This is a genomic window from Noviherbaspirillum sp. Root189 (assembly GCF_001428545.1).
Lineage (GTDB): Bacteria > Pseudomonadota > Gammaproteobacteria > Burkholderiales > Burkholderiaceae_D > Noviherbaspirillum.
In genome coordinates, this window is the sequence record NZ_LMHZ01000008.1 from 103,005 (window position 1) to 127,947 (window position 24,943).

20 protein-coding genes and 1 other RNA gene are annotated in these 24,943 nt (G+C 59.7%); 19 read left to right on the plus strand and 2 right to left on the minus strand.

From position 1 onward, the window contains the following. The first annotated feature begins 217 nt into the window (after window positions 1–217). The gene (locus ASE07_RS06255) at window positions 218–985 is read left to right on the plus strand and encodes an enoyl-CoA hydratase (protein WP_057289948.1); all 768 of its coding nucleotides are present in this window, start codon (window positions 218–220) and stop codon (window positions 983–985) included. A gap of 72 nt (window positions 986–1,057) precedes the next feature. Here the strand turns inward: ASE07_RS06255 and ASE07_RS06260 are convergent, their stop codons facing one another. Both ASE07_RS06260 and ASE07_RS06265 read right to left on the minus strand, forming a co-directional pair. Further along, the gene (locus tag ASE07_RS06260; protein WP_057289949.1) at window positions 1,058–1,906 is read right to left on the minus strand and encodes a hypothetical protein; all 849 of its coding nucleotides are present in this window, start codon (window positions 1,904–1,906) and stop codon (window positions 1,058–1,060) included. A gap of 228 nt (window positions 1,907–2,134) precedes the next feature. Then, window positions 2,135–3,841: a thiamine pyrophosphate-binding protein gene (locus ASE07_RS06265; protein WP_057289977.1), complete on the minus strand. Its 1,707-nt coding sequence runs from the start codon at window positions 3,839–3,841 to the stop codon at window positions 2,135–2,137. 180 nt (window positions 3,842–4,021) lie between these two features. Here ASE07_RS06265 and rnpB point away from each other — a divergent pair. The 18 genes from rnpB (at window position 4,022) to ASE07_RS06350 (ending at window position 24,142) form a co-directional block, all read left to right on the plus strand. Beyond that, an RNA gene (gene rnpB, locus ASE07_RS06360) (RNase P RNA component class A) lies at window positions 4,022–4,341 on the plus strand. A gap of 332 nt (window positions 4,342–4,673) precedes the next feature. Next, entirely contained in the window at window positions 4,674–5,951 is a 1,278-nt protein-coding gene (locus tag ASE07_RS06270; RefSeq protein WP_082583978.1) for an extracellular catalytic domain type 2 short-chain-length polyhydroxyalkanoate depolymerase, read from the plus strand. A gap of 429 nt (window positions 5,952–6,380) precedes the next feature. Continuing rightward, window positions 6,381–6,809 (plus strand): division/cell wall cluster transcriptional repressor MraZ, encoded by a 429-nt coding sequence (gene mraZ, locus ASE07_RS06275; RefSeq protein ID WP_057289951.1) that lies wholly within the window; start codon window positions 6,381–6,383, stop codon window positions 6,807–6,809. An 8-nt stretch (window positions 6,810–6,817) separates the two neighbouring features. Beyond that, entirely contained in the window at window positions 6,818–7,804 is a 987-nt protein-coding gene (gene rsmH, locus ASE07_RS06280) for a 16S rRNA (cytosine(1402)-N(4))-methyltransferase RsmH (protein WP_057289952.1), read from the plus strand. Further along, window positions 7,801–8,073, plus strand: coding sequence for a cell division protein FtsL (gene ftsL / locus ASE07_RS06285; protein ID WP_057289953.1), 273 nt, complete (start codon window positions 7,801–7,803; stop codon window positions 8,071–8,073). The genes rsmH and ftsL overlap by 4 nt, the downstream gene beginning before the upstream one ends. Beyond that, on the plus strand, window positions 8,073–9,830 hold the full coding sequence (locus ASE07_RS06290; protein ID WP_057289954.1) for a peptidoglycan D,D-transpeptidase FtsI family protein: 1,758 nt from the start codon (window positions 8,073–8,075) through the stop codon (window positions 9,828–9,830). Before ftsL ends, ASE07_RS06290 begins: the two co-directional genes overlap by 1 nt. Beyond that, the gene (locus ASE07_RS06295; RefSeq protein WP_057289955.1) at window positions 9,830–11,377 is read left to right on the plus strand and encodes a UDP-N-acetylmuramoyl-L-alanyl-D-glutamate--2,6-diaminopimelate ligase; all 1,548 of its coding nucleotides are present in this window, start codon (window positions 9,830–9,832) and stop codon (window positions 11,375–11,377) included. Before ASE07_RS06290 ends, ASE07_RS06295 begins: the two co-directional genes overlap by 1 nt. Further along, complete coding sequence (locus ASE07_RS06300) at window positions 11,377–12,768, plus strand: UDP-N-acetylmuramoyl-tripeptide--D-alanyl-D-alanine ligase (protein WP_057289956.1); 1,392 nt, start codon at window positions 11,377–11,379, stop codon at window positions 12,766–12,768. Before ASE07_RS06295 ends, ASE07_RS06300 begins: the two co-directional genes overlap by 1 nt. Before the next feature lies 1 nt (window position 12,769). Continuing rightward, window positions 12,770–13,939, plus strand: a complete 1,170-nt coding sequence (gene mraY / locus ASE07_RS06305) for a phospho-N-acetylmuramoyl-pentapeptide-transferase (RefSeq protein WP_057289957.1) — start codon at window positions 12,770–12,772, stop codon at window positions 13,937–13,939. Next, the gene (gene murD / locus ASE07_RS06310; RefSeq protein WP_057289958.1) at window positions 13,939–15,435 is read left to right on the plus strand and encodes a UDP-N-acetylmuramoyl-L-alanine--D-glutamate ligase; all 1,497 of its coding nucleotides are present in this window, start codon (window positions 13,939–13,941) and stop codon (window positions 15,433–15,435) included. Before mraY ends, murD begins: the two co-directional genes overlap by 1 nt. Continuing rightward, window positions 15,432–16,640: a putative lipid II flippase FtsW gene (ftsW, locus tag ASE07_RS06315; protein ID WP_057289959.1), complete on the plus strand. Its 1,209-nt coding sequence runs from the start codon at window positions 15,432–15,434 to the stop codon at window positions 16,638–16,640. The genes murD and ftsW overlap by 4 nt, the downstream gene beginning before the upstream one ends. After that, complete coding sequence (gene murG / locus ASE07_RS06320; protein WP_057289960.1) at window positions 16,637–17,731, plus strand: undecaprenyldiphospho-muramoylpentapeptide beta-N-acetylglucosaminyltransferase; 1,095 nt, start codon at window positions 16,637–16,639, stop codon at window positions 17,729–17,731. Before ftsW ends, murG begins: the two co-directional genes overlap by 4 nt. Continuing rightward, complete coding sequence (gene murC, locus ASE07_RS06325) at window positions 17,728–19,113, plus strand: UDP-N-acetylmuramate--L-alanine ligase (protein ID WP_057289961.1); 1,386 nt, start codon at window positions 17,728–17,730, stop codon at window positions 19,111–19,113. Before murG ends, murC begins: the two co-directional genes overlap by 4 nt. 32 nt (window positions 19,114–19,145) lie before the next feature. After that, window positions 19,146–20,132 carry a D-alanine--D-alanine ligase gene (locus tag ASE07_RS06330; RefSeq protein ID WP_057289962.1) on the plus strand — a complete coding sequence of 329 codons (987 nt, stop codon included), beginning with the start codon at window positions 19,146–19,148 and terminating at the stop codon, window positions 20,130–20,132. A gap of 25 nt (window positions 20,133–20,157) precedes the next feature. After that, the gene (locus tag ASE07_RS06335; protein WP_057289963.1) at window positions 20,158–20,931 is read left to right on the plus strand and encodes a cell division protein FtsQ/DivIB; all 774 of its coding nucleotides are present in this window, start codon (window positions 20,158–20,160) and stop codon (window positions 20,929–20,931) included. 2 nt (window positions 20,932–20,933) lie between these two features. After that, window positions 20,934–22,166 carry a cell division protein FtsA gene (ftsA, locus tag ASE07_RS06340; RefSeq protein WP_057289964.1) on the plus strand — a complete coding sequence of 411 codons (1,233 nt, stop codon included), beginning with the start codon at window positions 20,934–20,936 and terminating at the stop codon, window positions 22,164–22,166. Between the two features lie 104 nt (window positions 22,167–22,270). After that, window positions 22,271–23,458 carry a cell division protein FtsZ gene (gene ftsZ / locus ASE07_RS06345; protein ID WP_057289965.1) on the plus strand — a complete coding sequence of 396 codons (1,188 nt, stop codon included), beginning with the start codon at window positions 22,271–22,273 and terminating at the stop codon, window positions 23,456–23,458. 177 nt (window positions 23,459–23,635) lie between these two features. Next, window positions 23,636–24,142: a peroxiredoxin gene (locus ASE07_RS06350; protein WP_057289966.1), complete on the plus strand. Its 507-nt coding sequence runs from the start codon at window positions 23,636–23,638 to the stop codon at window positions 24,140–24,142. Window positions 24,143–24,943 lie beyond the last annotated feature (801 nt).

The window sequence follows — 24,943 nt, forward strand, 5'->3', positions numbered from 1 at the left end:
TTCCTCCTTGCAGGGGGAAGGTTGGGATGGGGGTAGTGCGGTTGAGCTGCCGTATGCGTTGATTTGACCTGCACACCCCCACCCTAACCCTCCCCCTACAAGGGGGAGGGGATCTAACGGAGCGTGTTGCGAGGGCATCGAGTTTGTCTGGACAAACTAAACACCAGAACACCAGAAGACCAAAGCGTATAAGACTACCTATTTCACAGGAGAAGACATGGACATCCAGACCACCAAGGCCAACGGCATTCTGACCATCGAATTCAACCGTCCCGACAAGAAGAACGCAATCACTTCGGCGATGTACCAGTTGATGGCCGACGCGCTCAGCGATGCCGAAACCGACAATGCCGTACGTGCGATCCTCATCATCGGCAAGCCGGAAATTTTTACCGCCGGCAACGACCTTGAAGACTTCATGAAGCATTCATCTGCACCGGTCGGTGAACGCCCGGTCGCACAGTTCATGCGCCATCTCAGCACCGCCTCCAAACCGGTTGTCGCTGCTGTCGCCGGCGCCGCTGTCGGCATCGGCACCACATTGCTCATGCATTGCGACCTCGTCTACGCGGCGGAGAATGCCAAGTTCTCCATGCCCTTCACCCAGCTTGGTCTGTGTCCCGAATTCGCCTCCAGCATGCTGTTCCCGCAAATGGTCGGTTACCAGCGCGCTGCGGAAAAGCTGCTGCTGGGCGAAGCCTTTTCGGCCCAGGAAGCGCAGGAAATGGGTTTTGTCAGCCGCGTGTTGCCGGCACCTGACCTGATTCCGTTTGCACACGCGCAGGCGGCGAAACTGGTCGCCTTGCCAGCATCGTCGCTGCGCACCACCAAGCGCTTGATGAAAGACAGCCAGGTTGAGGCTGTGCAGCAGCGCATGCTGGCAGAAAATAAGCATTTCGGTGAAATGCTGGGTGCGAACGAAGCGAAGGAAGCATTCACTGCTTTCTTTGAAAAGCGGCGTCCGGATTTCTCGAAATTCGTTTAACCAGCGTTCACGGCGTTATCAGGGACGGCGCCTCCGTATGCGCGGTCCTCCAACCTACAGACCTGCAGCGCGTCAACGGCGATGCAGGAGCCGGGCCCACCAGCTTTTGCGCGGCATGATGGTCTTCCGGGTGGTGGGGATTTCAGGGTCCGCCGATTTCTGGGCATAGATTGGCGCTGCAAATTCAGGCACGGCCTTACGCTCGGGTTCTGTCGCTTGCATAGAGCCAGGGGTGTCGACGTTGGGCGGCTGATCTGTCAAAGGGCCGACTTGCGAAGCTGGTGCGGGTGGACGTGACGTGGTGACCTCCGGTTCCGGCACATGGGCCGGCTCGGGTGCCTGATGTGACGCCTGCGCTGTTTGTGGCGACGGTGGCGTTAACGGAGCCTGCGCCCCTGGTAGGTCCTCTTGCTCCTTTGGCACCGACGTCTGCTGTGGTTCCTGCCGCGCTTCCGGTCGTGGTTCAGGCATAGTCTGTTGCGGCTCGGGTGCCGCCTTTGCCGCCGTTTCGGCTGGCGCGGGCTTGACTGCTTCTACCTGCCTGTCGTACTCCAGGAAAAGCACCTTGCTTTCCAGTACTTTGATCACGCTATCCTTGTCCGCCAGCCTTGCGCGCAATTCCGTCGTGACCTGATCCTTTACCTTGCGCAATTCCGCTTCCAGCGCGAGCGCCCGCTCAAGCGAGCGATTCCTTTCTTCAAGAATCGCAATTCTCACCTTGTCGTGATCGACCGCATTGCCATGTTCCGCGTCGTTGGCATGCAGTCGTCCGTAGGTCCGCAGCAATTCGGAAGTTTCAATCTGCGTTTCGCCTTCGGGCGTGACGGTCTTGGACAGACGGCCGCGCTCGATGTCGCGATATAGGGTTGAGCGGTTCCTGCGAACAAGTTTCGCAGCCTCGGTGATGGAAACGAGTGCCATATTCGGAAAGTAAGTGGTGTCGGATGGTAACGCTCCTGCCAGAAGGAGGCCGGGCGGAAGGGGAGCGATGCGACGCGCAGGCGAACGCAACGTCGGTGCCGTGCCGCCGTGTATTCCTTGACAAACTTTTCCCGAAAAAATTCTGCTGCAGCTTACGGAAACGCTACGCTTTCAAACATGACGGACCGGACAGTCTGGAAGATCACGCGTTGCAAGCTAGAAATAAGCTCAGGTCCTGGCGTTCAGCGCGGTGTTGCGAATCGTTTCAAGCGAAGCATTGGGTGTGATGAGATCCGCGTCGTAACGCAGTTCGATCAGGGCCGGCATGCCGGTGGACACGATATGCGCGCGCGCCCGTCGTAATGCAGGCAAGAAATCCTCTGTCGTGTCGACCGCTTCGCCATGCGCGCCATAGGCTTTTGCCAGGGCGGCAAAGTCCGGGTTGTGCAGCGACGTGCCGGAAACACGTGCCGGGAATTCGCGTTCCTGATGCATGCGAATTGTGCCGTAGGTGCCGTTATTGAACACAATGAACAGCACGCCGGACTGGAACTGCACCGCAGTCGCCAGTTCCTGTCCATTCATCAGAAAGTCGCCGTCACCCGCGAAATTGACGACACTGCGCTGACGTCCGGCGTGCTTCTCGATGATGCCCGCTGCCACTGCAGCGGGCGCACCGTATCCCATCGCGCCCGAGGTTGGCGCGAGTTGCGTACGCAGGCCGCCATAGAGCCAGAATCGATGCGCCCAAGTGGCGAAGTTGCCTGCGCCATTGGTGATGATGGTGTCCGCAGGAAGTTCGGCTTTGAGTGCTTGTACCACTTGCCACAGATTGAGCCTGGCCTGTTTGTCCTTGAAGATCGGCGGTTCGGCTTGCCAAGCCTGCAGGTCGGCGCGCGCCTCGGCGACTGTATGACGCCATGCGCCTGCATCGACGGGCTCCATGCCTGCCAGCGCCGCCGCGATCTGCGGCATGCCGCTGTTGATCATCAGATTGGCCTGGTAGACCCGCCCAAGCTCGTCCGCGCCGGCATGGATATGGATCAGTCCTTGACGTGGATTGGGTGCGTCAAGCAAGGTATAGCCGCCAGTGGTCATTTCGCCGAGACGAGGGCCGATGGCAATCACCAGATCGGCAGCCTTGATGCGTGCGGCGAGCTTGGGGTTGATGCCGATACCGACATCGCCGATGTAGTGCGCATGCCGGTTATCCAGCAGATCCTGGAAGCGGAATGCGCAGGCGACAGGCAGGGCGTTGGCTTCGGCAAAGCGGCGTATGTCATCGCATGCCTCGCTGGTCCATACCGTGCCGCCGAGAATCACGACAGGCCGCTGGGCAGCGGCCAGCATCGCGCGCAACTCCGCGATCTGCGAAGGCGCCGGCGCCGCCTGCACCGGCTTGTATGGCCGTGCGTCCGGCACGTCCGCCGAAGCGCTCAGCATGTCTTCCGGCAGCGCCAGCACAACGGGTCCGGGACGGCCGCTGGTGGCGACCTGGAAGGCACGTGCCACATATTCCGGCACACGGTCGGCACGATCGATTTGCGCCACCCATTTCGTCATGGTGCCGAACATGCGGCGGTAATCGATTTCCTGAAAAGCTTCACGCTCGACGAAATCATTGCCGACCTGCCCGATGAACAGGATCATCGGCGTTGAATCCTGATGTGCGGTATGCACGCCTATCGATGCATTGGTCGCGCCGGGCCCGCGTGTCACGAAGCAGATGCCGGGGCGTCCGGTCAGCTTGCCGTAGGCTTCGGCCATGAATGCCGCGCCGCCTTCCTGGCGATTGATGATGAAACGTATCGAGGAGTCATGCAGCGCATCGAGCACCGCGAGATAGCTTTCGCCGGGGACGCCGAATGCAATGTCGGCGCCATGAGTTTGCAAAGCATCGACCAGTAGCTGGCCGCCGGTGCGGGATGTTGGCATGATAATCAACTTGTCATTCAGGATGCACAACAATATATCGCATGCTGACGGTTTCTGTCGGTTGCAACGAGGCAGGCCTCATAGGGGAGTTGACGCGAGATTCCAATGTGCCGATACCCTTGAAGAATTTTCCTGCCCACACAGACCGCCCGACACGCCGCCTGCGTTACAATGCCGCCTGAAGCAAGCCAGACAGCCGCTGGCTATCGCAAGATAGCGGGAGGAAGGTCCGGACTCCACAGAGCAGGGTGACGGCTAACGACCGTCCGCCGTGAGGCGCGGAATAGGGCCACAGAGACGAGCGTATTAAGTTACGGTGAAACGCGGTAACCTCCACCCGGAGCAATTTCAAATAGGCACGCATTGATGCTGCTCGCGGAGCGTGCGGGTAGAAAGCTTGAGCCGTGGAGCAATTCACGGCCTAGAGGAATGGCTGTCATAGCGCGCAAGGGCAACCCCAGGCGCCGTAACAGAATCCGGCCTATCGGCTTGCTTCACTTTATTCGATTGAATGCTTCCTTGAGCGCACCGCTGCATCTATTTTTGCGATTGAATTGCGTGCAATATGTTGTGTTTTTACAGGAACGACCGTACCGTTCCGGACGGCTTGAGCAATCTCAACGCGCGTAATCTTTGTTTCGCTAAAGTACGCCTCTCCAGAGCCTGTTGGCCGTGGGATGAATCACTGCGAATAGTGGAGGATTGCGACACCGGGGTCCCTCCGAATTAGCGGCCGCTAAACCAGCATCATCACAGGGCAACCGGAATTGCTTTCCCGCTTCCGATACGTCATCCCACGACCAACAGGCTCTCTCCTTCTGGCAGTGCTGCAATGCACCTCCTTCGCCCCCATTTCCCATCACAAGCATTGCGCCTGGCCAGACTTGTCATGACTGGCGTGCTGCTATGGTCTGCCAGCGGCGCAGTCATCGCCGCGCCGGTAGTCTTGCCAGGGCTGGGCGTGGACAACGATGAGACCTCGGTATCCGGGCTCTCATCGGGCGCATTCATGGCGGTCCAGTTCAGCGTTGCCTACTCGGCCGACATCAAGGGTGCCGGCGTCATTGCGGGCGGTCCTTACTATTGCGCGCAGGGTCATGTCGATATCGCCACGTCACGATGCAGCTGCACCGGTATCCCGTTCTTCTCGGCATGCGAGGTTGCCCGTGGGGCGACCGATGTCCCGCGCCTTGCCGGCATCACCGATCGTCTCGCCGCCGAAGGAAAGGTCGACCCCGTGTCCGGCCTGAGCGCGCAACGCATCTGGATGTTTACCGGCGGGCGTGACAGCGAAGTACCATCAGCCGTGATGGAGGACCTGAACGATTATTACCGCCGCTATGTGCCCGCAGCGCAAATCCATTTCGTGAAGGACCCGCGCGCCGAGCATACGTTTCCGACGGAAAATTTCGGCAACGACTGCGGTCAGCTCGGCAGTCCTTATCTCGGCAAATGCGGCATCGATGCCGCAGGCGAATTGTTGAACTGGATTTACGGCGGCAACCTCAATCCGCGCAGCGACAGACAAAGCGGTCGGCTGATCAAGTTCGATCAGAATGAGTTCACCGAAAGCGGCAATGCAGCCGCCGTCGGGTTGGGGGACACGGGCTATGTGTACGTGCCAGCCGCTTGCGACCATCAACCGGGGGCGCGCTGCCGACTGCATGTCGCCTTCCACGGATGTCGCCAGAACGTCACCGCCGTTGACGAGGATTTTGTGCGTCATGCAGGGTATAACCTCTGGGCTGACACCAATGGGATTGTCGTTTTGTACCCCCAGACACGCGCACGATTTGCGACCAATCCCAACGCCTGCTGGGACTGGTTCGATTTCAGCCGTAGCGATCCCGACTATGCAAACAAGGACGGGCGGCAGATGGGGGCCATCAAGGCCATGATGAGTCGGCTTGCCGGGCAGCGTACACCCTCCGGACAGGGCTGTTTCACTGCCAGCAATACCGATCATGTCAGGGCCGGGCGCGCATATGACCGCTTCTTTTTCGCCTTTGCGGCCGGTTCCGGCAAATTGCTTGGTTTCGATAACGACTTTACTTTTACCACGCTCAAGCAGACCGCCCCGCAGTTTTATCTTCCCGGCAATTGTCCCTGAATCCTTTCTCGGCACATCGATTTTTACTTGCCAAACGGACAGTTCTGTCGCTCCGCAAGCACGAAACCTATTTCCGCATGGCACATCAAAGTTCCGAATAGCAATGGAATCACCATTCAATTGGCTTGCCCACAGGTACTGAAACACATGTGTACTTCTAAGGCGTCACCTTCAGTTTCTGCGATAAGTGCTTAATTTTCCTCACAATTCAGTTCTGAGGTTGCTGTAACGAAACGCGCTAAGTCATTGACTTCATTAGAAAAAATCCCATTTTTGTTGCCGGATATTACTTGACCGCAAATAAAGCACCCTTTAAAGTGGGCGGCAGTGTGAAAAAGTGTATTTTTGTGGGTGAAATTGCAGCATCAGACGCCCAAAAACTTGTTTCACAAACATTACAAATAACGACAACTACGAGGGTTAATCAGGGTGTTTCAGGGCGCGTCAGCACTGAGTTTGGATGCCAAAGGACGGATGACCATCCCGTCCAAGCATCGCGACGCCTTGTCGCTTCAGTGCGAAGGCCGTGTCACGCTGACCAAGCATCCTCATGGTTGTCTGCTGTTCTTCCCCCGCCCCGTCTGGGAAAGCCACCGTGAACAAATCGCCGCCTGGCCGATGTCGGCGCGCGCATGGCAACGGATTTTCCTGGGCAATGCCTCCGATGTCGACATGGATTCCGCCGGCCGTATTTTGATCGCGCCGGAACTGCGTAGTGCCGTCGGCCTGACACGCGATGTCATGTTGCTCGGCATGGGTAGCCATTTTGAAATCTGGGATGCGGAAAAGCTCGCCGAAAGCGAGGCGGAAGCGGTGGCGAACGGCATGCCGGACGCTTTAAGTAACTTTTCGTTTTAACGGCCCGTATGACAACTCAGACGGTGCCAGAATTGCAGCACCGGACGGTGCTGCTGGAAGAGGCGGTCGATGGCCTGCAAATCGACGGTGAACGCGCCAATGGCGTGTACGTCGATGGCACCTTCGGTCGCGGCGGTCACAGCCGCCGGATCCTCGAGCATCTCGGCCCGCAAGGTCGATTGATTGCATTCGACAAGGATCCGCAGGCGATTGCGACGGCAAACACGATTGGCGACGCGCGGTTTGAGATCGTGCATGACAGTTTCGCCACACTGCGCGACGCGCTCGATGCACGCGGCGTTGTTCAGGTAGACGGGATTTTGCTGGACCTGGGAATCTCTTCGCCGCAGGTGGATGAGGCGGCGCGGGGCTTCAGTTTTCGACTGGATGGTCCGCTCGATATGCGCATGGACACCACGCGCGGGATGTCGGCGGCAGAGTGGCTCGCGACCGAGTCAGAACAGACGATAGGAAAGGTTATAAGAGATTATGGGGAAGAACGGTTTGCTTTTCAGATTGCAAAGGCGATTACTGCTCGCAGGACAGTCGCCCCAATTTCAACCACACGACAGCTTGCCGAGATCGTGGCACACGCCGTCAAAACCCGCGAGAAGGGCAAAGATCCGGCCACTCGCACATTTCAGGCTATCCGGATTTACATCAATAAAGAGCTTGAAGAACTCGAAGTAGGACTCGACGCAGCACTCGAAAAACTGGCCCCGCACGGGAGAATGGTTGTGATCAGCTTTCATTCACTGGAAGATCGCATCGTCAAGCGCTTCATGGCTTCCAAAGCCAACGCGCCGCAGCCAGACCGTCGCCTGCCGATTCGTGCCGTCGACCTGCCGAAGCCACAGCTCAAGCTGGTGGCAAAAATAAAACCCTCCGACGCCGAAGTCGCAGGCAACCCGCGTGCTCGCTCAGCGATCATGCGGGTGGCCGAACGCACCACAGCACCACTTGCACCATCTGTATTACCGGGGAGCGCTCCGTGAGCGGCCGTATCAATATTGTCCTGACCATTGCCCTGGTCATCTGCGCGTTGGCCGCTGTGAACGCGCAGTATCAGCAGCGCCGCCTGTTTGTTGAACTCGAACGCGCGCAAGCGCAGTCGCGCCAGCTCGACATCGAATGGTCCCAGTTGCAGCTTGATCAGTCGACGCTCGGCAAGCATGCCCGTATCGAAGCCAGCGCGCATCGTGACCTCAGCATGGTCGTGGTCACGCCGGCGCGTACCCAGTACCTGATTCCGGGAGCGAACTGATGCGCGCCGCCTCACGTACCGCAGCCGGCAAGGGAGTGCAGTTCAGCGCCAGCCCGGTGCTCGACGTCAAACTGCCGGTCTGGCGTTCACGCGTTGTGCTCTTTGTGATGTTTGCCGCATTTGCAGCGCTGGCCGGTCGGGCCTTGTGGCTCCAGGGCCTGTCGACCGAATTCCTGCAGAAACAGGGCGCGTCACGTTATGCACGTACGCTGGAGCTGCCGGCAACGCGCGGCAAGATCACCGACCGCAACGGCCAGGTGCTTGCATCGTCGATGCCGGTCAAGGCGGTATGGGCAATTCCGGAAGACGTGTCGGAAGCGCCGGCTGAAAAGCTGCGTGAACTCGCCAAACTGCTCGACATGAACGAGCGCGACCTGCGCAAGAAGCTGGATTCCGACCGCACTTTTGTTTATCTGAAGCGCCAGGTCGAACAGGAAACGGTCGACAAGATCATCAAGCTTGGCATTGCCGGCATCGAGACACGCAAGGAATACAAACGGTATTACCCTGAAGGCGAGGTGCTTGCGCACATCGTCGGTTTTACCAATGTGGAAGACGCGGGCCAGGAAGGCATGGAACTGGCGTTCCAGAAAAACCTCGCCGGCATCACCGGCAGCCGTCGCGTCATCAAGGATCGTCTTGGACGCGTCGTCGAGGACATCGGCGCAACGCGCACGCCGCACGACGGCAAGGATCTGACCTTGTCCATCGACCGCAAGATTCAGTACATCGCCTTCTCGCATCTGAAAGAAGCGGTCGACAAGCATAAGGCCAAGGCTGCCGGTATCGTCGTGCTCGATGTGAAAACGGGTGAAGTCCTCGCGCTGGCAAATCTGCCGACCTACAATCCGAATGATCGCTCACGCCTGACCGGCGATCAGTTGCGCAACCGCGTGCTGACCGACATCTTCGAGCCGGGCTCGATCATGAAACCGTTTACGATCGCGCTGGCGCTGGAAAACAAGCTCGTCACGCCGACCACCAGCATCCAGACCGCGCCGGGTCGCATCACCATCGGCAAGGCAACCATTGGCGACGCCCATGCGCACGGGATATTGACCGTCGCCCAGGTATTGGAAAAGTCGTCCAACGTCGGTACCGCCAAGATCGCGCTGCAAATGCAGCCCCAGCAGATGTGGGAAATGTTTACCGCGGTCGGTCTCGGCCAGCAGCCGAAGCTTGATTTCCCCGGTGCGGTGGCAGGCCGGGTGCGTCCTTATAAATCATGGAAACCGATTGAACAGGCGACCATGAGCTATGGTCACGGCATTTCCACTTCGCTGATCCAGATGGCGCAGTCTTACCTCATTTTTGCGCGCAATGGCGAAATGATCCCGATCACCTTTCACAAGACAACCGATCAGCCCATTGGCCATCGGGTGATCTCCGAGAAAACGGCACGTGATGTCCGCGAGATGCTGGAAATGGCTGCCGGACCGACCGGCACCGCGCCGCAAGCACAAGTGCCAGGCTATCGGGTCGCCGGCAAGACCGGTACCGCGCACAAGCTGGCCGGACGTCAATACGTGAACAAATACGTCGCTTCCTTCGTTGGCTTTGCGCCGGTGTCCAATCCGCGCATCATCGTTGCGGTCATGGTGGACGAGCCATCCGCTGGCATGCACTACGGCGGCCAGGTGGCGGCCCCGGTCTTCTCGGCGGTAACCGCGAACGTGCTGCGCGCGATGAACGTTTCACCCGACACGGCGGTGACCGACATCATCATTCCTGCCGACGTGTTGAAGGAGAGCCTGTAATGAGCGCGGCCACTTCCGTCCAGAGCATGAATGCCGACGACATCCTGGCATGGCTGCATGCCACGGCGCCGTCGGCGCAGCTTTCGTCGGATTCGCGCAGCGTGCGCCCGGGGGACGTGTTCTTTGCCTATCCCGGCGATGTGGCGGATGGCCGCAATTTCATCGAACAAGCACTTGCCAATGGCGCTCGCGCCGTTGTTTACGAAGCCGAAGGCTTTTCCTGGAACGATCGCTGGCAGGCAGAGCATCTCGCGGTACCGCAACTGAAAAAAGCGGCCGGTCCGATTGCGAACGTGTATTACGGTGCACCCGACCGGAATATGTTCAGCGTCGCGGTAACCGGCACTAACGGAAAAACTTCCTGCACCCAGTGGCTGGGCAAGGCGTTGTCGCGCCTCGGACAGCCGACAGCGGTCATTGGCACGCTCGGCGTCGGACTCTTCGAACGCGGCGATCATGGTGGTTTCAGTGCGAACGGCTACACCACTCCCGACGCGGTACTGCTGCAGCGCGCGCTGGCGCAATTGTGCGAGCGCGGAGCAAAGGCATTGGCGATCGAAGCATCCTCCATCGGCATCGACCAGGGACGGATGAACGGCATGCACATCGATGTTGCCCTGTTCACGAATTTCACCCGCGACCACCTTGATTATCACGGCGACATGGCAGCCTATGAGGCCGCCAAGCGTGCGCTGTTCGACTGGCCCGGTCTCAAGCATGCGGTCATCAATCTCGACGACGAGATGGGCATGCGCCTCGTGCAGTATCTGCAGCACAAGCGCGCCGACCTGGCGATCACTGGCTACACGGCTGCGGATCGGTCCGTGCCGGGCATCGCCGTTCTGCGCGCCACCGACATCCGCAGCAGCCATGCCGGCACCGCCTTCAAGCTCGATACAGCGCAGGGATCAGTCGCGGTCAAGATCCAGTTGATCGGCCAGTTCAATGTCAGCAATGTGCTTGGCATTCTTGGCGTGTTGCTGGCAAAAGGCATCGCTTTCAAGGCCGCGGTGGACGCGGCGGAAGCGCTGACCGCCGTACCCGGCCGCATGCAGCAGTTGGGCGGCCAGGAAGCACCGCTGATGGTGATCGATTACGCGCACACGCCCGATGCGCTGGAAAAGACAATCGCAAGCCTGCGCCAGGTCGCCGGGCAGCGCGGCGGCCAGCTTTGGTGCGTATTTGGTTGCGGTGGTGACCGCGATCCGGGCAAGCGTCCGCAGATGGGTGCGGTTGCGCAGGCAGCCGATCATGTCATTGTCACCAGTGACAATCCGCGCAACGAAGATCCTTCCGTGATCATCGCGCAAGTGGTCGCTGGCATCGACAAGTCAGGCATGCCGAAAGAGGCGTTACAGGTGATTGAAGATCGTGCCGCCGCCATTCTGTGGGCAGGACGTCACGCAGCAAAGAACGACGTGGTTTTGTTGGCAGGGAAGGGCCACGAGTCGTATCAAGAGATCAAAGGCAAAAAATTGCCGTTTTTAGATGCAGACCATGCCGCGCTGGCATTGGCTGCAAGGGCAACAATGAAGGGGACGATGTAATGAAATCATCATTGGCTGTGATCCAGCCAAGGATTTCGGGTGCCGCCGTAGTCAATACGTCAGCGGCCGCGACCGATGTGGCGTTTGACGGCGTGTCTACCGACAGCCGCAACGTCGCTGCCGGTAATCTGTTTGTCGCCTTGCGCGGCGAACGTTTCGACGCACATGATTTTCTGAACGACGTTGCTGCACGCGGCGTCGCAGCCGTGGTCGTCGAGCGCGTGCCGGCCGGTCTGACTGTCCCTGCACTCGTCGTGCCCGATACACGCATCGCACTGGGCGAGATCGGTGCCTTCTGGCGCAGCCAGTTCGCGCTGCCCGTCATCGGCGTCACCGGCAGCAACGGCAAGACCACGGTCAAGGAAATGATCGCGTCCATTCTTGCCGCAGCGTTTGGTGCCGATCACACCATGGCCACGCGTGGCAACCTCAACAACGATATTGGCGTTCCGCTCACGGTGTTCCGTCTCAACGCCGGCTATAAAGCCGCCGTGGTGGAACTCGGCATGAATCATCCCGGTGAAATCGCGGCCATCACCGCGGTGGCGCAACCCACCGTCGCCGTGGTGAACAATGCACAACGCGAACACCAGGAATTCATGGAAAGCGTGGAAGCCGTGGCAAAAGAGAACGGTAACGTTCTTCTCGGCCTTCCCGCAAACGGCGTTGCCGTTTTCCCGGCTGATGACACCTACACCACACTGTGGCGCAGTTATGCCGGTCAACGTAACACAATGACATTCGGCCTCTCGCAAGATGCCGACGTCAGTTGCACATTTCAGGTGAACGATTTCGGCAGTGACCTGTCCATTACTGCCGGTGGGAAACAATTCCAGGTGTCACTCTCTGCAGCGGGCGTACACAACGTACGTAACGCTTTGGCAGCGACTGCATGCACGCTCGCGATCGGCGTGCCCGAGGACGCGGTAAAACGCGGACTCGAGGCATTCGCCCCGGTCAACGGCCGTCTGCAGCGCAAGACCGCAAAGAGTGGCGCAATGGTGATCGACGATACCTACAACGCAAATCCGGATTCGGTGCGCGCGGCAATCGATGTACTGTCGCATGCGCCGGCTCCCCGCGTACTGGTGCTGGGCGACATGGGTGAGGTGGGCGATGAAGGCCCGCAGTTCCATGTCGAGATCGGCAACTATGCGCGGGACCAGGGCATTGAACGCTTGCTCACGCTTGGCCAGCTGGCCAGTCATGCAAGCCAGGCCTTTGGCCGGGGTGCGCAGCATTTCGAGGATATAGCGTCGATCAGCCAGGCAGCCGAAGCATTGGTTTCCGCCGACACGACGACGCTGGTGAAGGGTTCGCGTTTCATGAAGATGGAGCGCGTGGTCCAGCACCTCGTCAATCAGATGGATCAAGGACAGGGAACGCACTGACATGCTGCTTTGGCTGGCGCAATACTTTCAACAAGACCTGGGGACGCTGCGCGTCTTCAACTTCATCACTTTCCGTGCGGTGTTCGCCACGCTCACGGCGCTGGTGATCGGCCTGATCGCCGGTCCCGCCATGATCCGCATGCTGACCCGCCTGAAGGTCGGCCAGGCGGTGCGTACCGACGGCCCGCAAACCCACCTGATCAAGACCGGCACACCGACCATGGGCGGTGCGCTGATTCTTCTGTCGATCGGCATCTCGACGATCCTATGGTCCGATTTCAGCAACCGCTTCGTATGGGTGGTGCTGGTCGTGACGCTCGGCTATGGGGCGATCGGCTGGGTCGACGACTATCGCAAGGTGGTCTACAAGAACCCGGAAGGCATGTCATCGCGCGAGAAGTATTTCTGGCAGTCGCTGATCGGTGTCGCCGCGGCGATCTACCTCGCGTTCTCGGTGTCGGCGCCGACCAATACCAAGGTCCTGCAGCTGTTCATGGAGTGGGTGCAGTCCGGCTTCAATCTCGACTTACCGCCCAAGGCCGACCTGATTGTCCCGTTCTTCAAGACCATCAGCTATCCGCTGGGTGTGTGGGGCTTCATCGCGCTGACTTACTTCGTCATCGTCGGTACCAGCAATGCGGTCAACCTGACAGACGGCCTTGATGGTCTCGCCATCATGCCGACTGTGATGGTCGGCTCGGCACTTGGCTTGATCGCCTACCTGACCGGCAGCGCGATGTATTCAAAGTACCTGTTTATTCCGTATATTCCCGGCTCGGCCGAGTTGCTGATCTTCTGCGGCGCGATGGCCGGCGCAGGCCTGGCCTTCCTGTGGTTTAACGCCCATCCAGCGCAGGTCTTCATGGGTGACGTCGGTGCACTGGCTCTCGGCGGTGCGCTTGGCACTGTTGCCGTCATCGTGCGTCAGGAAATCGTTCTCTTCATCATGGGAGGCATCTTCGTGGTCGAGACGCTGTCGGTGATGCTGCAGGTCGGCTATTTCAAATACTCGAAGAAGCGTTACGGCGTTGGTCGCCGCATCCTGCTGATGGCGCCCTTGCATCATCACTTCGAACAGAAGGGCTGGAAAGAAACCAAGGTCGTGGTGCGATTCTGGATCATCACCATGATGCTTGTGCTGTTTGGTCTGTCAACACTGAAGCTGCGCTAATGGACTATCAGGGAAAACACGTTCTCGTACTCGGTCTGGGTGAATCAGGCCTGGCGATGGCATTGTGGCTGGCGCGCTGCGGCGCGACGCTGCGTGTCGCCGATACGCGTGCGGAACCAGATCGCCTGCCGGCACTGCGGGAAGCAGTTCCCGCCGCCGAGTTCGTCAGCGGCGCATTCAATGCAGCCCTGCTGGATGGCGTTGATATCGTTGCCGTCAGCCCCGGCCTTGCGCCGAATCGCGAACTGGCGGAAATCATTCCGGCCGTGCAGGAAAAGGCTATTCCGCTATGGGGCGAGATCGAGCTGTTCGCCCAGGCGCTTGCCGCATTGCGCGCAACGCAAGAGTACGCACCGAAAGTCATCGCCATCACCGGAACCAATGGCAAGACGACAGTGACCAGCCTGACCGGCATGCTGTGCCGTCGCGCCGGCCTGACAACGCAGGTCGCCGGCAATATCAGCCCAGCGGCACTCGACGTGCTGCGTGAAGCGCTCGACAAGAACGAATTGCCGCAGGCCTGGGTGCTCGAACTGTCGAGCTTCCAGCTGCATACCACTTACAGCTTGCAAGCCGATGTGGCGACCGTGCTCAACGTTACGCAGGATCACCTCGACTGGCATGGCGACATGGATGCCTATGCGGCGGACAAGGCACGCATCTTCGGTACTAACACCAAGACCATTCGCCTGCTCAACCGCGACGATGTACGCGTGATGCAGATGACTGCACCGATGGCCACGGTGATCACCTTTGGCACCGACGAGCCTGATCATCCGGATTGCTTCGGGCTGGTCGATGAGAACGGCATGCAATGGCTGTCGACCGCGATTGCGTCCGAAGACGGTGAAAAGCGCCGCCGCAAGAAGGACAGCGCGGAACTTCCCGTCATCCTCAACCGCCTGATGCCGGCCGACGCGCTCCAGATTCGTGGCCAGCACAATGCCGCCAACGCGCTGGCCGCACTGGCCCTGTGTCGTGCGATCGGCCTGTCGATGGCGCCATTGCTGCACGGACTGCGCGAGTATCGCGGCGAACCGCACCGCGTCGAGCTGGTGGCGAATGTCGGTGGCGTCGACTACTACGACGACAGCAAGGGCACCAATGTCGGTGCAACGGTCGCGGCGTTGAAGGGTCTTGGCGTGGGACAAGGTAATAACCGCCTGGTGCTGATCGCTGGCGGCGACGGCAAGGGCCAGGATTTTTCACCGCTGGCCGACCCCGTTGCCAAATATGTGCGCGGCGTGGTCCTGATCGGCAAGGATGCGCCGGCAATCCGTGAAGCGATTGCCGCGACATCGGTTGAACTGATTGATTGCGCCACGCTGGAACAAGCGGTGCAGGCTGCGGCCGGCATTGCGCATATCGGCGACGCCGTCGTCCTGTCACCGGCCTGCGCCAGCCTCGACATGTTCCGCAACTATGCGCATCGGGCTGAAGTGTTCATTGATGCGGTCCGCGAACTCGGCTTGTCGCGGGGCGAGGTGATTGCATGAAATTCGCACTCCCATCCTTTTCCTCTTCATCGCAGAAAGCGCCGATTCCCGGTGTTGTTCAGCGCTCGAAGATGATGGAATACGATCAGCCGCTGGTGTGGGTGGTCGTATTGCTGATGCTGTTCGGAATGGTCATGGTGTATTCGGCGTCGATCGCGCTGCCTGATTCGCCCAAGTATGCCAATTACAAGAACTTCCATTTCCTGATCCGTCAGGCGGCCTTTGTCAGCGTCGCGGTGATCGCCGGCTTCCTGGTTTTCCGCGTGCGCATCGAAACCTGGCAGCGGCTTGCACCTTACCTCTTCGTCGCAACACTGGTGCTGCTGGTGCTGGTACTGGTGCCCGGCGTTGGCAAGGGCGTCAACGGCGCACGCCGCTGGTTGTCGTTCAAGGTGTTCAATCTGCAGCCGTCGGAACTGATGAAGCTGTTTGTGGTGCTATATGCCGCCGACTATACGGTCCGCAAGCAGGAATACATGCACAAGCTGACCAAGGGCTTCCTGCCGATGACGGTGGCGATCGGCTTCGTCGGCTTGTTGCTCCTGCTGGAGCCGGATCTTGGTGCTTTCGGCGTAATCGTCTGCATCGCGATGGGAATCCTGTTCCTGGGCGGTATCAACGGCATCTGGTTCGGGGGTATCGGCGCAACGCTGGTCGGCATCTTCAGCATGGTGATTATCCTGTCTCCATGGCGGCGCGAGCGTATCTTCGCTTACCTCAATCCCTGGGACGAAGAAAACGCACTGGGCAAGGCTTACCAGTTGTCCCATTCGCTGATTGCTTTCGGACGCGGTGAATTATTTGGCGTCGGTCTCGGCGGCAGCGTGGAAAAACTACACTACCTGCCGGAAGCGCATACGGATTTTCTGTTGGCCGTGATCGGCGAAGAACTTGGCTTCGTCGGCGTGCTGGTCGTCGTTGCGATGTTTTACTGGATCGTCAAGCGCGCATTTGAAATTGGTCGCCAGGCGATTGCCATCGATCTGACTTTTGCCGGTCTGGCCGCGAAAGGCATCGGCATCTGGATCGGTGTGCAGGCATTCATCAACATGGGTGTGAACCTCGGCCTTTTGCCGACCAAGGGATTGACCTTGCCGCTGATGAGCTACGGCGGTTCGGGCGTACTGATCAACTGCGTCGGTCTCGCGATCCTGCTGCGCATCGATTACGAAAACCGCGTGCTGATGCGGGGAGGACGCATATGAGCCGCGCTACCAGGACAAAACGCCTGATGATCATGGCCGCCGGAACCGGCGGCCACATCTTCCCCGGCCTGGCCATCGCCGAGACCATGAAGGCGCGCGGCTGGGAAGTGTCGTGGATGGGCACCATGCACGGCATGGAGCGCGATCTCGTCCCGAAGCATGGCATTCCGATGGACTCCATCGACTTCGCAGGCTTGCGCGGCAAGGGGCTCCAGCATACCGTCCGCGGCGTGTTCAAGATGGTGGGCGGCTTTGCGTCCTGCTTCAACATCATCGGTCGCCGCAAACCTAGCGTAGTGCTCGGCATGGGCGGCTATGTCACCGTGCCCGGCGGGATGATGGCCAGGCTGCGCGGCGTGCCGCTGGCGCTGGTCAATGCCGATGCGGCCCTGCTGCTGTCCAACAAAACGCTGGCTCCGGTCGCGCAACGCGTGCTGTTTGGCTTTCCCGCCGACTTCGGCAATGCGGCCGGCAAGGCGCTGGTCACCGGCAATCCGGTGCGCAGGGAAATCAGCGAAGTCGCCGTGCCGGCGGAGCGTTATGCGAGGCGCAGCGGCCCGCTCAGGTTGCTGGTGGTTGGCGGCAGCCTCGGCGCCAAGACTTTGAATGATTGCCTGCCTGCTGCACTGGCGCGCATTCCGGAAGAGCTCCGCCCGGTCGTCACCCACCAGTCCGGCAAGCAGCACATTGACGTGTTGCGCCAAGCCTATGTCAACGCGCAGGTGCAGGCCGAGGTGGTCGACTTCATCGACGACATGCCGCGCCGTTACGCGGAAGCCGACCTGGTGATCTGCCGCGCCGGGGCAATCACCGTATCCGAACTGACCGCTGCAGGCGTCGCCAGTGTGCTGGTACCGCTGGTGGCGTCCACCACATCGCATCAGCGCGATAACGCGCAATGGATGGAAAAGCAGCAGGCGGCGATTCACCTGCCGCAGAAAGAATTGACGCCCGAGAGACTGACGCTGTTGCTGCAGTCGATCACCCGCGAAAAGTGCCGGACGATGGCGGAAGCCGCCTATCGCATCGGCAAGCGCGAGGCTAATGAAGCCATCGCGAACGTCCTGGAAGAATTAGCAGATAAAGCATGAAACACAAAGTCAAAAACATTCACTTCGTCGGCATCGGCGGTTCCGGCATGAGCGGCATCGCAGAGGTGCTGCTCAACCTGGGTTACACCGTATCCGGCTCCGACCTGGGCAGCAACGCGGCGACTCAGCGACTGACTGAACTCGGCGCGCGCGTCACCCAGGGCCATGCCGCGGAAAACGTGCAGAACGCCGACGCCATTGTCACCTCCACCGCGGTCAAGGGTGACAATCCTGAAGTCATCGCCGCACGTGCCAAGCACATCCCCATCGTGCCACGCGCGATCATGCTGGCCGAATTGATGCGCCTCAAGCAGGGCATCGCTATTGCCGGCACCCACGGCAAGACCACGACCACCAGCCTGGTGGCCAGCGTACTGGCCGAAGGCGGACTGGATCCTACTTTTGTCATCGGTGGCCGCCTCAATAGCGCCGGCGCCAATGCCAAGCTGGGCGCCGGTGATTTCATCGTGGCCGAGGCGGACGAATCCGATGCTTCCTTCCTCAATCTTTCGCCGTGCATTGAAGTGATTACCAACATCGATGCCGACCACATGGAAACCTACGATCACAGCTTTGCCAAGCTGAAGCAGGCTTTCGTGGAGTTCACCCAGCGCCTGCCGTTCTATGGCGTCGCGATGCTCTGCATCGACGATGCTAACGTGCGGGAAATCATGCCGTTCATCTCCAAGCCGGTGCTGACCTACGGCTTTCACGCGGATGCCCAGGTGCGTGCGACCGATGCCAGGGCAGTCGACAGCCACATGGAATTCACCGTACTGCAGGAAGGCTATCCACCACTGGAAATCCATCTGAACCAGCCCGGCATGCATAACGTGCAGAACGCTTGCGCCGCCATCGCGATTGCGCGCGAAGTCGGTGTGGCCGACAGCGCCACCCAAAAGGGTTTGCGTGAATTCAACGGCGTCGGACGCCGCTTCACCCGCTATGGCGAGGTCAAGCTGTCGGATGGCGGGTCCTTCACGCTGGTCGACGATTACGGCCACCATCCGGTGGAAACCGCTGCGACACTCGCAGCGGCACGCGGCGCCTACCCGGGCCGCCGCCTCGTACTGGCATTCCAGCCGCACCGCTACACACGTACACGCGACCTGTTCGAAGACTTCGTCAAGGTTTTGTCGAGCGCCGATGCGCTGGTCCTCGCGGAAGTGTATGCGGCCGGTGAGCAGCCCATCGTGGCCGCCGACGGCCGTGCGCTGTCGCATGCATTGCGCGTGCTCGGCAAGGTGGAACCGATCTTCGTGGAAGACATCGCCGACATGCCGGCCACCATCATGAACATGGCAAAGGATGGCGACGTCGTGATCACCATGGGCGCCGGTTCGATCAGCGGCGTTCCCGGCAAGCTGACGCAACAGCACTGACAGTGAGCTGACACGAGATAACAGGATTAATGATGAGTGCAACAGACCTGAAAAAAGAATTTGGAAAAGTCGGCGTGCTGTTCGGCGGACGTTCCGCCGAGCGTGAAGTGTCGCTGATGTCCGGCAGCGGTGTCCTCACGGCATTGCAAGGCAAGGGTGTCGACGCCCACGGTTTCGATCCGGCGGAGCGTGATATGGCTGAACTGGCCGCGGAAAAATTCGACCGCGTGTTCATCGCGCTGCATGGCCGCTACGGCGAGGACGGCACACTGCAAGGCGTCTTAGAACAACTCGGCGTGCCGTACACCGGCTCCGGCGTGATGGCCTCGTCGATTGGTATGGACAAGGTCATGACCAAGCGTATCTGGCTGAGCCACGGCTTGCCGACACCGCGTTTTACCGTGCTCGATTCGAAGGAAGCGACAGCCGAAGAACTCGCCAAAGTACCGGCAGAATACGGCCTCCCGCTGATGCTGAAGGCACCGCATGAAGGTTCGACCATCGGCATCAGCAAGGTCAGCAGCCAGGCGGAAATGAAAGCCGGTTTTGACTTGTGCGCAAAGTACGACGACGTGGTTCTTGCTGAAGAATTCATTACCGGTCGCGAGTTGACCGTGCCCGTGCTCGGCACCGGCCGCAATGCCCGCGCGCTGCCGATTGTCGAGATCGTCGCGCCGCAGGGCAATTACGACTACGAACATAAATATTTCAGCGACGACACGCAGTATCTGTGCCCGGCGCCGCTCGACGAAGCATTGACCAAACGCATCCAGGCTATCGCCGTGCGCGCCTTCAATGCCGTCGGCAGCTCCGGCTGGGCGCGCGTTGACTTCATGCTGCGCGCCACCGATAACGAGCCCTTCCTGCTGGAGATCAACACCTCTCCCGGCATGACTGGCCATTCGCTGGTGCCGATGGCGGCCAAGGCGGCGGGTGTCAGCTATGAAGACCTGTGCGTCGAGATCCTGCGCTCGGCCGATCTGGACCTCAAGCCGACGCAGGACTGGAAACCGGTTTAAGCAATTTACGCAGAGAAGAACAAGCATGTGGCATGACGTCAGAACGCTCAACGCAACCACCAACGCCTTGCTCGGCACGCTGGTGCTGAGCCTGGTTGCGTCCGGCCTCTGGTGGGTGGCCAACCGCCCGATGTTTACGCTCACAAGTATTCAGGTGGAAGCTGTCGGCGAAATGGCGTTGAGGCACGTTAATGCATCGACGATCCGCACCACCGCCGTGCCGCGCCTGAAGGGCAACTTCTTCACCGCCAACCTTGACGAGGTCAGGCTGGCATTTGAAGCGGTGCCCTGGGTGCGCAAGGCGAGTGTGCGACGCGAGTGGCCCAACAAGCTGATCGTGCAGGTCGAAGAGCATGAACCCCTTGCGACCTGGGGTGACGATGGCAGGCTGGTGTCGGCCAAGGGCGATATTTTTACCGCCAACCTCGACGAAGCGGAAGAAGATGGGGAATTGCCGGAGTTTTACGGACCGGAAGGCAGCGAGAAGGAAATCGTCGTGCGCTATCGTGAATTGCAGGACTGGTTCAAGCCGATCGAGGTGACACCGGAGGCGTTGCAACTGTCGAGTCGCTACGCATGGACTGTGAAACTGAGCAATGGCATGACGGTGGAACTGGGACGCGAGCAGAGCAAGACGACCTTGAAGGACCGCGTCGACCGGCTGATAGGCATTTACCCGCAACTGGCTTCCCGGCTGCAGGACAAGATTGAAAGTGTGGATATGCGTTACCCGAACGGACTGGCATTGAAGGCGCCGGGCGTGAAGTTTGGAACGGATGGCAAAAAAGCGAAGCGATAAATATGACAAAAGACGCAAAAAATCTGATCGTCGGCCTCGACATCGGCACCTCGAAAGTGGTGGCGGTGGTCGCCGAAGTAATGCCGAACGGGAGGCATGAGGTCATCGGGCTCGGGCAACACGAATCCAAGGGCTTGAAGAAGGGCGTGGTGGTCAACATCGAAGCCACCGTGGAATCGATCCAGCGCGCCCTCGAAGAAGCCGAGCTGATGGCCGACTGCAAGATCAAGAACGTCTATACCGGCATCGCTGGCAGCCACATCCGCAGCTTCAACTCGAGCGGCATGGTCGCCATCAAGGACAAGGAAGTCACGGCGACCGACGTCGCGCGTGTGATCGAAACCGCCAAGGCGGTCAACATACCGACCGACCAGCAATTGCTGCACACGGTGCCGCAGGAATTCATTGTCGACAGCCAGGATGATGTGCGCGAGCCGATCGGCATGAGCGGCATCCGTCTGGAAGTGAAAGTGCATATCGTCACCGGCGCGGTCTCGGCGGTACAGAACATCGTCAAGTGCGTGCGCCGCTGCGGCCTCGAAGTATCCGATCTGATCCTGCAGCCGATGGCATCGGCCGATGCAGTGCTGACACCGGATGAGAAGGAACTCGGCGTGGTGTTGATCGATATCGGTGGCGGCACCACCGATGTCGCTATCTTTACCGAAGGGGCGATCCGTCACACCGCGGTGATCCCGATCGCCGGCGACCAGATCACCAACGACATCGCGATGGCGCTGCGCACGCCGACCGCCGAAGCCGAAGAAATCAAGCTGCGTTACGGCGTTGCCAAGCAAGTTCTGGCCGATCCGGCGGAATCGCTCGAAGTGCCAGGGCTGGGCGATCGCGGTCCGCGCAGCTTGTCGCGCCAGGCGCTGGCCGCCGTGATCGAGCCGCGTGTCGAAGAATTGTTTGCGCTCGTGCACCAGGTCGTGCGCGAGTCGGGTTACGAAGAAGTGCTGTCGTCGGGCCTGGTCCTGACCGGCGGCTCTGCAATGATGCCGGGTATGGTCGAGCTGGCGGAAGACATTTTCCTGAAGCCCGCACGATTGGGTGTACCCGAGTACAGCGGTCAGTTGGCGGATGTGGTGCGAAGCCCCCGCTATTCGACGGTACTCGGTCTGTTGCTGGAAGCAAAAAAGCAGTACTTGCGCGGACACATCGTCACTCGCCAGGATGGATCGGTGAAGGCCGTATGGCAGCGCATGAAAGAGTGGTTCCTGGGTAATTTTTAAAATCAATAACGTCGTTTGTGAAATAGCGCAGTTTGCAGTTGCTAGTCGCCACACCGCGTGGTGACTAGCAACTGAAAACTGCATCATCATCTAAGGGAGTCATCATGGAAATCGATATGATCGATAACGCAAACCTCGGCACGGTGATCAAGGTCGTCGGTGTCGGCGGAGCGGGCGGCAATGCAGTGCAACACATGATCAACAAAGGCGTGTCCGGCGTTGAATTCATCGCGGCAAATACCGACGCGCAGGCACTGGCTGCCTCCAAAGCCAACAACATCATCCAGATCGGCGAGACTGGACTCGGCGCTGGCATGAAACCGGAAGTCGGCCGCATGCTGGCCGAAGAATCGCGTGCTCGTATCGAAGATGCGCTGCGCGGTGCGCACATGGTCTTCATTGCTGCCGGCATGGGCGGCGGCACCGGCACCGGCGCTGCACCGATCGTTGCTGAAGTCGCGAAAGAACTCGGCGCACTGACCGTTGCGGTCGTCTCCAAGCCTTTCTCGTACGAAGGCGCCAAATGCATGGAAATCGCCGACGAAGGTCTGGAAGCACTGTCGCGTCACGTTGACTCGCTGATCGTTATCCTCAACGAAAAGCTGGAAGAGATCTACGAAGACGACAGCATGATCGAATGGCTGCAACACGCTGACGATGTGCTGAACAACGCGGTTGCCGGTATCGCCGAGATCATCAATGTGCCGGGCCACATCAACGTCGACTTCAACGACGTCAAGACCATCATGGGCGAGCAGGGCAAGGCCATGATGGGTACCGCGACCGCATCCGGTGTGGATCGTGCGCGTATCGCTGCGGAACAGGCAGTCGCTTCGCCGCTGCTCGACGGCATCGACCTGTCCGGCGCGCGCGGCGTGCTGGTCAATGTGACCGCCAGCCGCAACCTCAAGGGTAAGGAAATCAAGGAAGTCATGGCCACCGTGCGCGCGTTTGCCGCACCGGACGCTTCGATTGCACAGGGCATCGCCTACGACGACACCATGGGCGACGACATCCGCGTCACCGTGGTTGCCACCGGCCTTGGCCGTGCGCGCAAGAACGTGCAGCTGGTACAGACACCAATGCTGCGCACCGGCACGCACAATGAGCCGATGATGCAGAACACCGGCATGATGGGGCACGGTTCGGGACAGCCTTCCGGTTCTTTCGAAGGCTTGAGCAAGCCGGCGGTATGGCGTCGCGAGTCGGCATCGGATACCGTGCGTGCGCTGGAAAAGAACGGCATGGAAACCTACGACATCCCGGCCTTCCTACGCAAGCAAGCCGACTGATCCTGATCGCACCGATCCGCTCGCGGTTCGGTGCAAGAAAGGCAATAACAAGGCATACTGCGGTTTGAACGCCGCGCCCCTCGTGCAAACGGGCGGCGCGGCGTTTTCTTTGGCGCCACGCGCCGCGGCAAACCTGCCAAATCACATCAGATATCACATCAGATACGAGGACACACCATGACTATCAAGATCGGCGACCGCCTGCCGGAAGGCTCTTTGTCAGAATTTATCGAAGTTGAATCGGAAGGCTGTTCGCTCGGCCCCAACACATTCAATGTCAGCGACCTCGTCAAGGGCAAGAAGATTGCGATCTTCGGCTTGCCGGGCGCGTATACACCGACCTGCTCGGCCAAACATGTGCCGGGTTATATTCAGCACGCTGACGCGCTGAAAGCCAAGGGCGTGGATGAAATCTGGTGCATCTCGGTGAATGATGCTTTTGTGATGGGCGCCTGGGGGCGCGATCAGAAGGCGACCGGGACTGTGCGCATGATGGCGGATGGCAATGCGGCGTTTTCGAAGGCGCTGGGGCTGGATGCGGATTTCAGCAAGGTTGGGATGGGGACGCGGTCGCAGCGGTATTCGATGCTGGTGGAGGATGGGGTTGTGAAGCAGTTGAATGTGGAGCAGCCGGGGAAGTTTGAGGTGTCGAATGCGGAGACGTTGGTGGGGCAGTTGGGGTGATTTTGTTTTTTCTTCGGTGATTCGGTTCTGTTCGTTCTTCGGACGAACTAGCCGGGACTGGCCCCGGCGGGCCACCTACTTTCTTTGCTTCGCCAAAGAAAGTAGGCAAAGAAAGGCGACCCCGGTTCGCCGCCCTTCGGGTACCCAAAAGAGCGCGGGCCAAAACGGATAAAGAAGCGAAACCTGTCTGAGCCGCAGGCGAGTTTGTTTCGCTTCCCGTTTTGGCCCGCGCTCTTTTGGCGTCTGCACAGGGGGATTAAACCCATCCCCACCCTGGCCCTCCCCTTGAAGGGGAGGGAACTGCGGCTCGCTCGCTGCGCATCGCCTTGCTGAATGCCGAGTGCCGAGTGCCGAGTGCCGAGTGCCGAATGCCGAATGCCGAATGCCACGGCCGGCGTTTCGGTTGCCGACACTTTCTGCAGACGGTGATACRACCCCATCACTTCCCACGATCAAGAACGTTCCCTCCCCTTCAAGGGGAGGGCTAGGGTGGGGATGGGTTGAAACACCCCTGTGCAGACGCCAAAAGAGCNACCCCATCACTTCCCACGATCAAGAACGTTCCCTCCCCTTCAAGGGGAGGGCTAGGGTGGGGATGGGTTGAAACACCCCTGTGCAGACGCCAAAAGAGCAGTGCTGCAAGCGGAAAAAGAAGCGCAGCTGTCTGAGCCGCAGGCGAGTTCTGCGCTTCCCGCTTGCGGCACTGCTCTTTTGGGAACCCGAAGGGCGGCGAASCGGGGTCGCCTTTCTTGGCTTACCTTCTTTGGCGAAGCAAAGAAGGTAAGTGGCCCGCCGGGGCCA